We start from the raw sequence: 14,496 nt of genomic DNA, 5'->3' as shown, positions 1-14,496 counted from the left end.
AACACCTAAAAAGATTGAGACATGCATGGTTTTCTATATGTCTTTTAGTTTTCATGATGAAAAGCTTCCTTTGAAAAGGCAAAGTATTCATATATCGTGGTGAAAGGAAAGAAAAATGAGCAAAATTAGCAATAGCGGGAACGAATCAAAAAATACTCTCTATTGCTCGTTCTGCGGCAAGAGTCAGCATGAGGTGCGTAAGCTCATTGCGGGGCCTACTGTATTTATCTGTGATGAATGTGTAGAGCTTTGCATGGATATTATTCGGGAAGAAAATAAGTCTTCTGGGGTTAAGGTGCGTGATGGTGTTCCTACGCCACAGGAAATTATAACAGTTCTTGATGATTATGTTATTGGTCAGCAGCATGCAAAGCGTGTTCTTTCTGTTGCTGTTCATAATCATTATAAACGGTTGGCGCATCAGTCTAAAAGCAATGATATTGAGTTGGCTAAATCAAATATTCTTCTTGTTGGTCCAACGGGCTGTGGTAAAACTTATCTTGCACAAACATTAGCACGTATTATTGATGTGCCTTTTACGATGGCGGATGCGACCACCTTGACTGAAGCGGGTTATGTGGGTGAAGATGTTGAAAATATTATTTTGAAGCTTCTTCAAGCAGCAGATTATAATGTTGAACGTGCGCAGCGTGGTATTGTTTATATTGATGAGGTTGATAAGATTTCTCGTAAGGCTGACAATCCTTCTATTACAAGAGATGTTTCGGGGGAAGGGGTTCAGCAAGCGTTATTAAAAATTATGGAAGGAACGATTGCTTCTGTTCCTCCTCAAGGTGGACGTAAGCATCCGCAACAAGAGTTTCTTCAGGTTGATACCACAAACATCTTATTCATTTGTGGGGGAGCTTTTGCAGGTTTAGAACGGATTATTTCAGGGCGTGGTGAAAAAACTTCTATTGGTTTTTCTGCGACCGTTAAGGCTCCTGATGAGCGTTGTGTCGGTGAAATTTTTCGTGATTTAGAGCCTGAAGATCTTATAAAATTTGGTCTAATACCAGAATTTATTGGGCGCCTTCCTATAGTCGCTACCTTAGAGGATTTAGATGTTAACGCCCTCATGCAAATTTTATCACAACCTAAAAATGCGTTAGTAAAGCAATATCAGCGTCTTTTTGAAATGGAGAATGTCGAGTTAGCATTTCATGAAGATGCTTTACGTGTTATTGCGAAGAAAGCAATTGAACGTAAAACCGGTGCTCGTGGTTTACGTTCTATTATGGAGAAGATCCTTCTTGAGACGATGTTTGAGCTACCGGCTCTTGAAGGCGTTCAAAAAGTGGTTATTTCGAGTGATGTCGTTGATGGGAAAGCGCGTCCTCTTTATATTTACTCAGAACGTGCAGAAGATAAAGAAAATGTATCAGCATGATATTGTGCTAAGCACAATATGAAAGGTGGTAATAAACGGTATTTGATGGGTGTTTATAATAATATCATTATAATGCTTGATTTATGTATGAGTAATTACCACTTCATGTACTGTGAAGAGCTGGGTTTTCTAAAGGTGGGCTGGTTGTTGTAGATAGCTCATAGGCTCCAGAAAGGAGAGTTATGCAATATATTGATGAAAAGACAGATGAAGTAAGAGATGGGGTTTATGCTGTTTTACCTCTTCGTGATATTGTTGTCTTCCCCCATATGATTGTTCCACTTTTTGTGGGGCGCGAAAAATCAATTCGTGCTCTTGAAGAAACGATGGCGGTTGACAAGCAAATACTCTTGGTGACACAAAAAAACGCTTCTGATGACGATCCAAAATCAGAGGATATTTATCATATTGGTACATTTGCCAATATTCTTCAACTTTTAAAGCTGCCTGATGGTACTGTAAAGGTTTTGGTTGAAGGAACTGCACGTGCAAAAATTAGTCAATTTGCTTTAAGTGAAGGTTATCATCAGGCATATGCGACTGTTACAGAAGAACCTAGAGAGAGTGATGTTGAGATTGAAGCTCTTTCAAGGTCAGTGATTGCTTATTTTGAAAACTATGTAAAGCTTAATAAAAAAATCTCTCCTGAAGTTGTCAATGCGATTGGCCAGATTGATAATCCTTCTAAGCTTGCCGATACGATTGCTTCTCATTTGATGATTAAACTTGCAGAAAAACAGGAAATATTAGAGCTCTTACCTGTACGGGCCCGTCTTGAACGAGTTCTGTCCTTCATGGAAGGAGAAATTTCTGTTTTGCAGGTTGAAAAACGTATTCGTTCGCATGTTAAACGGCAAATGGAAAAAAACCAACGAGAATATTATCTCAATGAGCAGATGAAGGCTATTCAAAAAGAGTTAGGCGCAGGTGATGATAGCCGAGATGAACTCTCTGAATTAGAAGAACGCATCAAGAATACAAAACTATCCAAGGAAGCGCAGGAAAAAGCTGGGGCAGAATTGAGAAAATTACGGAATATGTCTCCTATGTCTGCAGAAGCGACTGTTGTACGTAACTATCTTGATTGGTTATTAGCAATGCCTTGGGGTAAAAAATCTAAAATTAAAAACAATTTAGATTTTGCTGAAAAGGTCATGAATAATGAACATTTCGGTCTTGAAAAAGTTAAGGAGCGAATTATTGAATATTTGGCCGTCCAAAGTCGAGCATCAAAGATAAAAGGTCCCATTATTTGTTTGTTAGGTCCTCCTGGTGTAGGGAAAACATCATTAGCGCGCTCTATTGCAAAGGCGACGGGGCGTGAGTATGTTCGTATCTCATTGGGGGGCGTGCGGGATGAAGCAGAAATTCGCGGACATCGCCGAACATATATTGGTTCGATGCCTGGAAAAATTATCCAGTCTATGAAAAAAGCAAAAAAATCTAATCCGCTTTTCTTGCTTGATGAAATTGATAAAATGGGACAAGATTTTCGTGGAGATCCTTCATCCGCTTTATTAGAAGTTCTTGATCCTGAACAAAACAGTACATTCATTGATCACTATTTGGAAGTTGAATATGATCTTTCTGATGTCATGTTTATCACAACTGCCAATACGCTTAATATTCCAGGTCCGTTAATGGACCGTATGGAAATTATTCGTATTGCTGGTTATACTGAATGTGAGAAAATGGAAATTGTTAAACAGCATCTTTTACCAAAGGCACTAAAAGATCACTGTTTGTCTAAAAAAGAACTTAGTATTTCTGATGGAGCACTAAGGTCAATTATTCAGTTTTATACACGTGAGGCAGGCGTTCGTAACCTTGAGCGTGAACTCATGAAAATTTCCCGCAAATCTGTTACAAAAATTCTCAAAACGCATCAAAAATCTGTAAAAGTTACAGAAAATAATATTCATGATTTCTTGGGTGTTAAACGTTATCATTACAATCAGATTGAAGGAGAAAATCAAATTGGTGTTGTGACAGGCCTTGCGTGGACAGAAGTTGGTGGAGAGTTATTGACCATTGAAGGAGTTATGATGCCCGGCAAAGGTAAGATGACTGTAACTGGAAATTTACGTGATATTATGAAAGAGTCCATTTCAGCGGCAGCATCTTATGTACGTTCTCGTGCTGTTGATTTTGGTATTGAACCTCCACTTTTTGAAAAACGCGATATCCATGTTCATGTTCCAGAGGGTGCGACGCCAAAAGATGGCCCATCTGCTGGGATTGCAATGGTGACAGCAATTGTTTCGGTTCTTACAGGAGTAGCTGTGCATAAAGATATTGCAATGACTGGTGAAATTACTTTACGTGGACGCGTTTTACCAATTGGTGGATTAAAAGAAAAACTCCTAGCAGCTCTTCGAGGAGGGATAAAAAAAGTACTTATTCCTGAAGAAAACGCAAAAGATTTGGTTGATATTCCTGACGATGTCAAAAATAATATGGAAATTATTCCGGTAAATCATGTGAGTGAAGTTTTGAAACATGCTTTGGTTCGTTTTCCAGACACTATTGAATGGAAAGAACCCTCTACGGTGGCTGTCCCAATCCGGTCAGAGAGCAGTGATAGTGAAGGAATACAGATTGCACACTGATTCACTTATCTCATTTATAACGACATTTTTTAGGTGGCAGAAGGCGTTGTTGAGGTTATTATTCTGTTTTTTGTTGGAAAAAGTAAAAAATTCCGTGAATAACTGTGATTATTGCTAAAAAAACAATGTTTTGGATAAAAATAAGACTTCTGTTTGTTGTACTTTTCAATAAACTGACCAATAACATGATTAAGTCATGTTGTCAGGTAATATAGGGAAAGGAAATATTTTATGAATAAAAGTGAATTGGTTAGCTCCGTTGCTGAAAAGGCAGGTGTTTCGAAAGCGCAAGCTGGTGCTGTTGTTGATGCTTTTATGGCTTCTGTAACAGAAGCTTTGGCTTCAGGAGGAGATGTTCGTCTTCCTGGTTTTGGCTCTTTTGAAGTTTCTCATCGTGCTGCAACAAAGGGGCGTAATCCTTCAACTGGTGCTGAAATCGATATTCCAGCACGTTCTGTACCCAAATTTTCTGCAGGAAAAAGCCTTAAAGAAGCAGTTAATAAAAAATAATTTAAGCGACATTAAAAAACCCGATTTATTTATAAGCGGGTTTTTTTTACACATGTATTATGCGTGTTTTTTATATAATATTTTGAGATCTTTGCGGTATTTTTTATTTTCATTTATTGCTGGTATTTTTGAAAATGATTTTAAGTGTTGTATAAAGTACTGTCAGCTTAAAATATATTGTTTTTAGACATTTCAATAAAATATTGCACTGTATTAGTGAAGTACTGGTATGGGTTATAAAATGTAATGTTAACTTTTATTACGCTGAAGTGTTACGGTGTTTATTTCAAAAATAAGACCCGTAAATAGTATGAGGCAAAAAACTCTGTGAAGTGTATAAAAGTTATTATATACCACCATTTATGCTTAATAAAAGCGCATATTGGTGCCATTGTACTATTTTTCTCAGTTCCTATAATGTTGCGACTAGCCCTCAATATCTGAGACGAGTGCATAAGGGGTAATTTTATTCTTTTACTTATACGCCAAGCTTGCTTGTGACGCACCAAGAGGATAATTTTTATCGATTTATTATAAGAGAATCTGAAATGAAAGAATCTTATGATAATCAGATTTCACTTTCAATATTATGTTTTTTCTTGGCATTTAAGAGGGAAGAGACAGATCAAGCTCTATCCTACAAATATTTTTTCCATATCTTTATTTCACTTGTGATATGCAAGCGAGCGTTTTTCTTCTATAAACTAATTACATTACATAATATAAAAACTATCAATAGAGATAGTACAGTATTGCTTGTGTATTTTCCATCTATTTTATTTTTAGTTATTAAATCATATAAATTGTTGGTAGCGGTAAAGGTTTTTTATAGCCAAAAGTTATTTTACAAGCACCTACATAATTGAATAAATGATGAAACGTAGGTAGTATTTATTGATTGGGAGAGACAGCCATTAAAAGGCTTTAGAATGATTTTTTCACGAGAGTCATATCAGTAGATGAGAAGCGAATCGTGTGTTTTTTATAAACAGAAACTCTTTGATTCTTTATCTGCTAACCACTGAGTACAATCATTGAGAGCTCTCGCTGTTATGGCTTGTTTTTTTACTAATTTTTTTTCTTTACTTGCTAGGCGTTTTCCTGAATGTTTAATAGAAGCAATAGGGGGAAAGAGTCCGAAATTGATATTCATTGGCTGAAAGGACTGTGTTTCTGCTTTTTCATCTATGATGTGTCCCCCCGTAATATGATTCAAAAGGGCTCCGAATGCTGTAGTTTGTGGGGGTAGGCAAGGGGAAATATGATGATATTCGGCAGCAGCAAAACGTCCAGCAAGAAGCCCTATTGCCGCTGATTCTACATAACCTTCACATCCGGTAATTTGTCCTGCAAAGCGTAGTTGTTTTTTTTGTTTTAAACGAAGGGTTTGATCAAGAATAATTGGCGAGTTGAGGTAGGTATTGCGGTGAAGACCACCAAGACGCGCAAACTCTGCTTTTTCAAGACCGGGAATCATTCTAAAAATGCGAATTTGTTCACCATATTTCAGTTTTGTTTGAAAGCCGACCATATTGTAAAGCGTTCCAAGTTTATTATCTTGGCGTAATTGAACGACAGCATAAGGTTTAACTGTAGGGTTATGGGCATTGGTTAAGCCCATAGGTTTCATAGGACCGTGTCTTAACGTTTCAATTCCGCGCTCAGCCATAATTTCAATGGGGAGGCATCCATCAAAATAGGGCGTTTTTTCAAAGTCACGAAACTCTGTTTTTTCAGCATTTTTTAATGCTTCAACGAATGTTTTATATTGTTCTTTGTTGAGGGGACAATTAAGATAATCTTTTCCTGTTCCCTCAGGACCAATTTTATCATAGCGAGACTGATACCAACAAATGTTGATATCAATACTATCGGTATGGATAATAGGTGCAATCGCATCAAAAAAAGAAAGAGCTTTTATACCGGTTATTGCTTGTAATTCTTGAGCAAGTGCAGGCGATGTAAGGGGACCCGTTGCAATGACAACATGTTTCCAAGCTTTAGGAATTTCTTGAACTTCTTCACGTTGGATTGTTATAAGAGGGTGGTTTTCGAGTGCTGTCGTGACAGTTTTTGAAAATCCATCACGGTCAACAGCAAGGGCACTACCTGCGGGAACTTTGTTGGCATCAGCAGCTTTCATAATTAACGATTTCGCTAATCGCATTTCAGCATGTAAAAGCCCTACGGCATTTGTTAATGAATCATCGCAACGAAATGAATTTGAACAAACCAGTTCTGCCAATTTATCGGTTTTATGGGCATCTGATTTTTTTTCGGGTCGCATTTCATGCAAAACAACAGGAATTCCTGACTGAGCGATTTGCCAACTTGCTTCACACCCCGCAAGACCGCCACCGATGATATGAATTGGGATATCAAATGTCTTTAACATAATTGACTTTTAGCGTAAGCAGTTATGTATGAAAAGCATAGATTTTGTTTTTTTTAATATATTTGTTTGCTTTTTTTCTGTAATTAATGGTATAGAAACGCCGCTTGTATAAGGTTATTAGCTTGTAAGTTTGAGCGGATGTGGCGAAATTGGTAGACGCACCAGATTTAGGTTCTGGCGGGAGACCGTGGGGGTTCGAGTCCCTCCATCCGCACCAAAGCAATCCCTTAAGTGCTACGGATTTCTACGTGTCTGAAATTCCGCTTCATGGTAAATGTAACACTCGAAGTGTTAGAATGTAATGATTATTAGAGTGGGTTTATCCCTCTCCTTAGAAAAATGAAGGTGTTTAATGCAGGTTACCGAGACGCTTAATGAAGGACTGAAGCGCGAAATTAAGATCGTGGTTCCAGCGAAAGTTTTAGAAGAAAAGTTGAATGAACGATTGGATAATACCAAGGGAAAAATCAAGCTTAATGGTTTTCGTCCCGGTAAAGTGCCTAGTGGGCATTTGCGAAAAATGTATGGTAAATCCTTTATGGCGGAGATTCTCAATGAGATACTGAGTGATGCGCCTCGGTCTATTTTAGCAGATCGCAATGAACGTGCAGCGATGCAGCCGAAAATTGATATAGATGAAGATGAAAAAATTCTAGATGGCAAAGCTGATTTTACTTTTAGTTTAAAGTATGAAGTTTTACCAAAAATTGAAATTAAAGATTTTGAACATATTAAGGTTATCCGTGAAATTGCAACTGTTCCTGAACAGGATATTGATGATCAAGTCAAACGCGTCCTCTCTTCTACGCGTAATTATTCCCTAAAAGAGGGGGATTCTGAAGAAGGTGATCGTATTACCATAGATTATCAAGGTAAGCTTGAAGGCGTTCCATTTGAAGGTGGGGCAGATAGTGATGCACAACTGATTCTTGGGTCAAAACAATTTATTCCTGGTTTTGAAGAGCAATTGGTTGGTGTGAAAGCTGGGGATGCAAAAACGATTTTTGTTAAATTTCCAGATAATTACAGTGCGGCACATTTGGCGGGGCGGGAAGCAGAGTTTGACATTACTGTCAAAGCTGTCTTTAAACCAGATGAATTAAAAATTGATGATGAAGCAGCGCAAAAAGTTGGTTTAGAGTCTCTGGATCGCTTACGTGAGGTCGTTCGTGGGCAGATTGAAAGCCAATATGGTTCAGTGACACGTCAAAAAGTTAAGCGTCAAATTCTTGATGCTTTAGATGCTGATTATAAATTTGAGATTCCTGAAGAACTTTTAGAGATTGAGTTTAACAATATATGGGCTCAGGTTAATGATGATTTGAAAAAGGCTGGGCGCAGTTTTGAAGATGAAGGTATTACAGAAGAAAAGGCACGGGAGGAATATCGTGTCCTTGCGCAGCGTCGTGTTCGTCTTGGTTTGGTGCTTTCTGAAATTGGAATGAAGGTTGGTGTTAAAGTTAGTGAGGATGAGCTAAAAGCAGCCGTTTTTGATCAGGTTCGCCAGTATCCCGGACAAGAGAAAGAGATAATGGATTTTTTCCGCAGGACTCCGGAAGCTGTTGAAAATCTACGTGCTCCAATTTTTGAAGAAAAGGTCATTGATCATTTATTAGCACAGATAAAAGTCACAGATAAAGAAGTGACGGTTGAAGAGTTGATGAAAGAATATGACGAATCAGATGTCCCTGAAGAAAAGCCGGCAAAGAAAAAGTCTGCAGTGAAAGAAACCTCTACAGAGAAAACATTAGTTAAGAAAAAGGCTCCTAAAAAAGCTTAATATTTATGCAAACAGAAAAAGCCCGATAGAATCGGGCTTTTTGTAAGATTTATATCCTATGATTGCACTGAGAGAATGGTTTTAGATAAGCCATGAGTGTATTTTAAAATATTGGTAGTGGATTGGCAATGAGCATCATTGATACGCGTACTCCTGATTCTAAGCGTTTTATTTCTGGAGTTACAGGTGATTGGGAAGTCATCATTGGCATGGAAGTTCATGCGCAAATCATATCAAATTCGAAACTTTTTTCAGGAGCATCAACCAAATTTGGTGCAGAGCCGAACAATCATGTATCACTCATTGATGCAGCCATGCCAGGTATGTTGCCTGTTCTTAATCAAGAATGTGTCCGTCAAGCGGTTCGAACGGGGTTAGGATTAAAGGCGCATATTAATTTAAAATCTGTTTTTGATCGCAAAAATTATTTTTATCCAGATTTACCGCAGGGGTATCAAATTTCTCAATTTCGCTATCCCATTGTGGGAGAGGGAAAGATTATCATATCTGTTGGTCCAGATTCGAATGGCCAATTTGAAGATATTGAAGTGGGAATTGAGAGGTTGCATCTTGAACAGGATGCTGGAAAATCGATGCACGATCAACATCCAACGATGTCTTTTGTAGATCTTAATCGTTCTGGTGTTGCTCTTATGGAAATTGTTTCCAAACCTGATATGCGTTCATCAGATGAAGCCAAAGCCTATATGACAAAATTGCGTACGATTGTTCGTTATTTGGGCACTTGCGATGGCAATATGGATGAAGGTTCTATGCGTGCAGATGTCAATGTATCTGTTCGTCGTCCTGGTGAAAATTTTGGAACGCGCTGTGAAATTAAAAACGTTAATTCTATTCGCTTTATTGGTCAAGCAATTGAGTATGAAGCGCGTCGTCAGATCGCAATTTTAGAAGAGGGAGGAGTCATAGATCAAGAGACTCGGCTTTTTGATGCGGCTAAAGGTGAAACGCGCTCTATGCGCTCAAAGGAAGAAGCGCATGACTATCGTTATTTTCCTGATCCTGATCTTTTACCATTAGAATTTGATCAGGCATTTGTGGATGCTTTGGCAGAAGACTTACCAGAATTGCCTGACGCTATAAAAGCACGTTTTGTTAAGGAAATGGGATTGACAGTTTATGATGCTTCCATTCTTGTGACGGAAAAGGCTATTGCTGATTATTTTGAAGAAGTAGCGCGTGGGCGTGATGGAAAAATGGTTGCCAATTGGGTGATTAATGACCTTTTAGGGGCTTTAAATAAAGATAATCGTGAGATTGAAGAGTCACCAGTATCGCCAAATCAATTGGGAAGCATTATTGATCTCATAAAAGAAGGAGTTATTTCTGGAAAAATTGCCAAAGATCTTTTTGAGATTATTTGGAATGAGGGGGGAGATGCACGCCAAATTGTAGAAGAGCGAAATATGAAGCAGGTGACGGATACAAAGGCAATTGAGAGAGCCGTTGATGAAATCATTGCTAATAATTCTGATAAAGTTGCGCAAGCAAAACAGAAACCCGCTCTAGCTGGTTGGTTTGTTGGACAGGTAATGAAAGCAACAGGTGGTAAGGCAAATCCTCAAGTTGTTAATGAATTGGTTAAGATGAAACTTGGCATAGATTAAATTTTATGGGGTGGAGAAGAAGCCATACATATGATATCTTCTTGAAATTAAGGGATAGCACGTTATCCTATCAATTGAAATTGTAGCTGAATTTCCTAGTAACTTTTTCGGTAATTTCAATCGTTAACAGTTTTATTCCAACGATTAATTTCATGAGCGCACTAAATGAATGGAATAGCAGATGGCTCGTTTTTTTAAGCAAATCTTCACATGGTGGAATGGCAATACCATTGGTACGCGTTTTTTCACATGGCGCAAAGGTAAGCGGATAGGGGAAGATCAATTTGGAAATATATATTATGAAGGGGGACTTCATAAGGATGGTTATCCGCACCGTTGGGTTATCTATAAAGACTATTCTGAGGCCTCTACTATTCCACCAGGTTGGCACGGCTGGATTCATCATCGCTGTGATTCTCCACCAACACAGGAGGATTATCATCCTTATGAATGGGAAAAGCCCCATGTTGCAAATATGACAGGAACAAGTGAGAGCTATCGACCAAAGGGGGCTATCACCTCCAGTGGAGAGTGTTCTTGTGTGCATGAAGATTATGATGCGTGGTCACCTAAAAAATAAAATGTTTTAATGCGCTCGTATATTTTTGTCTTATTTGAATCTATGTTATGAAAAGAATTATTTTTTAAGGTGCGATTAATTTTGATATGATGAGATTTTTTTTATTGTTAGGGGTGAGGCATTTTATATATATTTTTTTAATGGGAATTTTAGTGTTTTTATCCTTAAATAATGGGGTGCGTGCTGAACGTATTAGCAATGGAATTGCTGTTTTTGCAGGTCTTGACAAAATCACGGGGCGGACCACACGTTTTGAAGTTACTCTTGGTAAAATTTATCAGTACGGTGCATTACAGGTAACACCACGTGCGTGTTATACGAGCTCTAAAGATGAACCAACGCGTACAACTGGTTTTGTTGAAGTCAATGAAGTGACATTAGATAAAAAAATACGGCGTATTTTTACAGGATGGATGTTTGCAGATAGTCCTGGTTTGAATGCTGTTGAGCATCCTATTTATGATGTGTGGTTAAAGGATTGCAAGCAGAATTCTCAAGATCTTCCTCTTCAATGATGAGTGTGTTATCTATTTATAATACATTGATTTATAATGGTCATTTATCATTTTACAACTTAATAGGAGGTTCAAATTCCTATGATTGCCTCATTTAAAATTTTTCTATATTGAATTAATCCAAATTATTCTCTTGCGCATTACAAGTGGCGGATGTGCAGATAAGATTCTCTAAGATAAGGAATAAAAATTTCCTTCATGAACTGTTTAAATTCAAAGATGCATCATTAGAACCAACGTATTTTTTCAGTGTTTCATAGGAGACAGTTCTTGAATTATATCTGTTAGAGGTTGAAATGAAAGGCTTGTTTATATTTGTTAAAGAGATGGACTGACGCTTTTGCATTTATGAGGGAAAAAGGCTATCAAGAGAGTAATTCATCATGAAACACCAATGAGTATATCTAGAGAAAGCTGTGTTGGTAGTTTTTTCTCATAGAGATGTCGTTTTTCATTCAAAGAGTAGAAGCAATGCAAGCTATATTAATGGAAAAATTGAGATTTAAGATTATTTAAAGTTTATCAATCGAAGTATAGCTTAGTTAAAAAATGCAATGATCAATATATTTCTAGTAAGAAAACAATGTTTATATATTTTGATTATACACCACCTCATAAGTGAGTTTATCTATTCGTAAGTTCTTGTGTATTGTATGATAACTTCACATTTAAGTAAGCAGGATACCACTAAGTTTGTAAATCATATTCTTGGTATCCATGCTTTTTAAAATCTTTTGTATAAAATACACGTGTTTTCATGTAGAGCTATTGAAAAAGGGGCTCCGAAGAGGCGTTGAAAAGATTCTGCATCACTGGGAGTGGTATATTTATTTTGTATAAAGAATAACCCATTTTCTGAAAAATACGAGATTTTATACAATGAAAGTTTTTAGTCACCAACATAATGATGTTTCCCGATTGCCGAAACAACCTAAAGAACCCTTGTTGAATGTTCCATTTATTATAGTTGTTTTGATAGCATTTTGTTTTTGTCTTTATTGCATTTCTCAGTATTTTTTCTCTCATCAGGTTTATACTGAAAGTCTTGAGTTTTTTTCATTTATACCAGCATTGTTTAAGAGGGATCCTGTAGCATTTTGTTATACCATGGTGAGTTATTCATTTATGCATAGTAGTTTTAAACATGTTGCTCTTAATATGGTTTGGCTTTTGGTTTTTGGCTCTCCTTTAGCAAGGCATTTTGGTGTTTTACGTTTTTTAATTTTTTGGGTGTTAACGGCAGTTATTTCTGTTTTGACTTATTTTACATTTCATCAAGAAAGTACCATATCACTTATTGGGGCGTCAGGTGCCGTATCTGGAATGATGGGTGCTATTGCACGTTACGGTTTTCCTAGTGGTAATCTAGCTGTCAATGCGCAGAACGAAAAACTTTTGGGACCTTTATTGTCCATTAAAAAAGCTCTGTGTTCTAAGGGGGTGCTCGTTTATATGGGTGTATGGCTGATGGCTGATTTTATTATAGGTATTTCTTCTATTTTGTTTGAAGAAAATGGCATCTCAATAGCATGGGAAGCTCATATTGGCGGGTTTCTTGCAGGTTTTTTGTTGGTTGGTTTTTTTGATGTTTCACAAAAAAATTAAAAACTAGAATCTAAGATATTTATGTGCCACATAAAGCGCTATTGTTGCTGCATTTGAAACATTTAATGATTTAATATTTCCAGGCATATCAAGGCGTGTTAAAGCGCAAACGGTTTCACGTGTTTTTTTACGTAAACCTTTACCTTCTGCTCCTAAAACAAGAGCAATTTTATTCCCTGTTAATGCTGTTTCTAGAGGTTTGTGCCCTTCTGAATCAAGACCAAAGCTTGTAAAACCTGTTTGATGAAGTTCTTGAAGAGCTTCAGCGAGGTTTCGTACGGTAATATAATGAATCATTTCCAGAGCTCCAGATGCCGCTTTTGCAAGAACACCGTTTTCGTGGGGAGAGTGACGGCAAGTTGTAATAAGCGCTTTAGCTTTCAATGCAACTGCAGAGCGCATAATAGCGCCAACATTATGCGGATCAGTAATTTGATCCATGACAATGACCAGATCAGTATTGGTTAGTTCCGACAGTTTGCATGGTTTGAGGGGGAGAGTTTCCAAAACAATACCTTGATGAACAGCCTCACTTCCAACAAGCGAATCAAGATATTTGGGGGTGCATAATGTAACAGAGCAAGGATAATCTGATTCGGATATATTTAATCGTTTTAAGGCATTTTGTGTAACGTAAAGACATTTTAAAATTCTTTTTGGGTTTTCTAAAGCTGCCTGAACAGAATGAATGCCATAAAGATGGATTATCCCTTGGTGTAAAGAAGCAGCTTTCTTCTTTAGGTGTGTAAAAGATCGAGAAGAAGAGCTTTTTGTATCGCGATATCGGCGACGTAAACGAGCATAATGAGAATTTTGTGATGTTTTTTCTTTCATAGCTTCTTTATAGCTTGTTAATAAGAAAAATAGAGAGAAAAAATTTATGATTTAAAGTTATGAGCAGGAAATTTGTACAGAATTGTATTTATTCTGTTGACAGATACAATAGTAATCGTCATAACCACTTCGCAATCAGATTGAATTGAATGGGTATTCAAGATGGTTTTCGTAATGTCTCATTGCGCGACTTTACCGGTGTAATGGAGGGGTGCCCGAGTGGTTAAAGGGGGCGGACTGTAAATCCGTTGCGTATGCTACGTTGGTTCGAATCCAACCCCCTCCACCATTCATCGAAGGAGAGTTTGTATGTGAGTCATGCGGGTATAGCTCAATGGTAGAGCAGCAGCCTTCCAAGCTGAATATGCGGGTTCGATTCCCGCTACCCGCTCCAAATAGTTGTTGGTGATTGGGCAAATAGGTATGATGGAGGATATTCCATTTATAGATTGGGTGGGGTTTTCCGTCTAAGAGTTGTGGTGATTGAGCTGGTTACAGCCTAATCGGATTGAGTTTTGCAGGACTGTCCCTAGGTGCTAACAAAAATAGGGAATAAAACAAGAGATTAATAGCGATGGCGAAGAGCAAGTTTGAACGAACAAAACCGCATGTTAATATTGGTACGATTGGTCACGTTGATCATGGGAAGA

10 protein-coding genes, 3 tRNA genes and 1 pseudogene are annotated in these 14,496 nt (G+C 37.6%); 12 read left to right on the top strand and 2 right to left on the bottom strand.

From position 1 onward, the window contains the following. The first annotated feature begins 115 nt into the window (after window positions 1–115). The 3 genes from clpX to ACFIKH_RS01975 all read left to right on the top strand — a co-directional run bounded on the left by clpX (window position 116) and on the right by ACFIKH_RS01975 (window position 4,509). Complete coding sequence (gene clpX, locus ACFIKH_RS01985) at window positions 116–1,390, top strand: ATP-dependent Clp protease ATP-binding subunit ClpX (protein ID WP_273723371.1); 1,275 nt, start codon at window positions 116–118, stop codon at window positions 1,388–1,390. Window positions 1,391–1,572: 182 nt separating this feature from the next. Beyond that, window positions 1,573–3,999 (top strand): endopeptidase La, encoded by a 2,427-nt coding sequence (lon, locus tag ACFIKH_RS01980; protein WP_375653317.1) that lies wholly within the window; start codon window positions 1,573–1,575, stop codon window positions 3,997–3,999. Between the two features lie 231 nt (window positions 4,000–4,230). Further along, window positions 4,231–4,509 carry an HU family DNA-binding protein gene (locus ACFIKH_RS01975; RefSeq protein WP_012231443.1) on the top strand — a complete coding sequence of 93 codons (279 nt, stop codon included), beginning with the start codon at window positions 4,231–4,233 and terminating at the stop codon, window positions 4,507–4,509. A gap of 982 nt (window positions 4,510–5,491) precedes the next feature. On the opposite strand, the gene trmFO is transcribed toward ACFIKH_RS01975, so the two are convergent. After that, on the bottom strand, window positions 5,492–6,904 hold the full coding sequence (trmFO, locus tag ACFIKH_RS01970) for a methylenetetrahydrofolate--tRNA-(uracil(54)-C(5))-methyltransferase (FADH(2)-oxidizing) TrmFO (protein WP_375670880.1): 1,413 nt from the start codon (window positions 6,902–6,904) through the stop codon (window positions 5,492–5,494). A 134-nt stretch (window positions 6,905–7,038) separates the two neighbouring features. Here trmFO and ACFIKH_RS01965 point away from each other — a divergent pair. The 6 genes from ACFIKH_RS01965 to ACFIKH_RS01940 all read left to right on the top strand — a co-directional run bounded on the left by ACFIKH_RS01965 (window position 7,039) and on the right by ACFIKH_RS01940 (window position 13,012). Further along, a tRNA-Leu gene (locus ACFIKH_RS01965) sits at window positions 7,039–7,121 on the top strand. A gap of 135 nt (window positions 7,122–7,256) precedes the next feature. Next, window positions 7,257–8,684 carry a trigger factor gene (gene tig, locus ACFIKH_RS01960; protein ID WP_375670878.1) on the top strand — a complete coding sequence of 476 codons (1,428 nt, stop codon included), beginning with the start codon at window positions 7,257–7,259 and terminating at the stop codon, window positions 8,682–8,684. A gap of 128 nt (window positions 8,685–8,812) precedes the next feature. Further along, the gene (gene gatB / locus ACFIKH_RS01955) at window positions 8,813–10,312 is read left to right on the top strand and encodes an Asp-tRNA(Asn)/Glu-tRNA(Gln) amidotransferase subunit GatB (protein WP_375624963.1); all 1,500 of its coding nucleotides are present in this window, start codon (window positions 8,813–8,815) and stop codon (window positions 10,310–10,312) included. 181 nt (window positions 10,313–10,493) lie between these two features. Then, window positions 10,494–10,892: an NADH:ubiquinone oxidoreductase subunit NDUFA12 gene (locus ACFIKH_RS01950; protein WP_375670876.1), complete on the top strand. Its 399-nt coding sequence runs from the start codon at window positions 10,494–10,496 to the stop codon at window positions 10,890–10,892. Window positions 10,893–10,981: 89 nt separating this feature from the next. Further along, window positions 10,982–11,407, top strand: coding sequence for a DUF2155 domain-containing protein (locus ACFIKH_RS01945; RefSeq protein WP_375625183.1), 426 nt, complete (start codon window positions 10,982–10,984; stop codon window positions 11,405–11,407). An 879-nt stretch (window positions 11,408–12,286) separates the two neighbouring features. After that, window positions 12,287–13,012: a rhomboid family intramembrane serine protease gene (locus ACFIKH_RS01940; protein WP_375670874.1), complete on the top strand. Its 726-nt coding sequence runs from the start codon at window positions 12,287–12,289 to the stop codon at window positions 13,010–13,012. Between the two features lie 3 nt (window positions 13,013–13,015). Here ACFIKH_RS01940 and ACFIKH_RS01935 read toward each other — a convergent pair whose 3' ends face one another. Beyond that, window positions 13,016–13,846 (bottom strand): TrmH family RNA methyltransferase, encoded by an 831-nt coding sequence (locus tag ACFIKH_RS01935; protein WP_375625965.1) that lies wholly within the window; start codon window positions 13,844–13,846, stop codon window positions 13,016–13,018. A 205-nt stretch (window positions 13,847–14,051) separates the two neighbouring features. On the opposite strand from ACFIKH_RS01935, the gene ACFIKH_RS01930 reads away from it, so the two are divergent. From ACFIKH_RS01930 to ACFIKH_RS01920, 3 genes and pseudogenes are all read left to right on the top strand, one after another. Continuing rightward, window positions 14,052–14,135, top strand: a tRNA-Tyr gene (locus tag ACFIKH_RS01930). 31 nt (window positions 14,136–14,166) lie between these two features. Continuing rightward, window positions 14,167–14,240 (top strand) — tRNA-Gly (locus ACFIKH_RS01925). 180 nt (window positions 14,241–14,420) lie between these two features. Continuing rightward, window positions 14,421–14,496 (top strand): annotated as a pseudogene (locus tag ACFIKH_RS01920) (elongation factor Tu); the annotation flags it as partial.

This window comes from Bartonella sp. SD1336NMGDW (assembly GCF_042193565.1).
In the GTDB taxonomy this organism is placed as follows: domain Bacteria; phylum Pseudomonadota; class Alphaproteobacteria; order Rhizobiales; family Rhizobiaceae; genus Bartonella; species Bartonella grahamii.
Note: the sequence above shows the minus strand (reverse complement) of the source record. Positions and strands in the feature narration are given on the sequence as shown.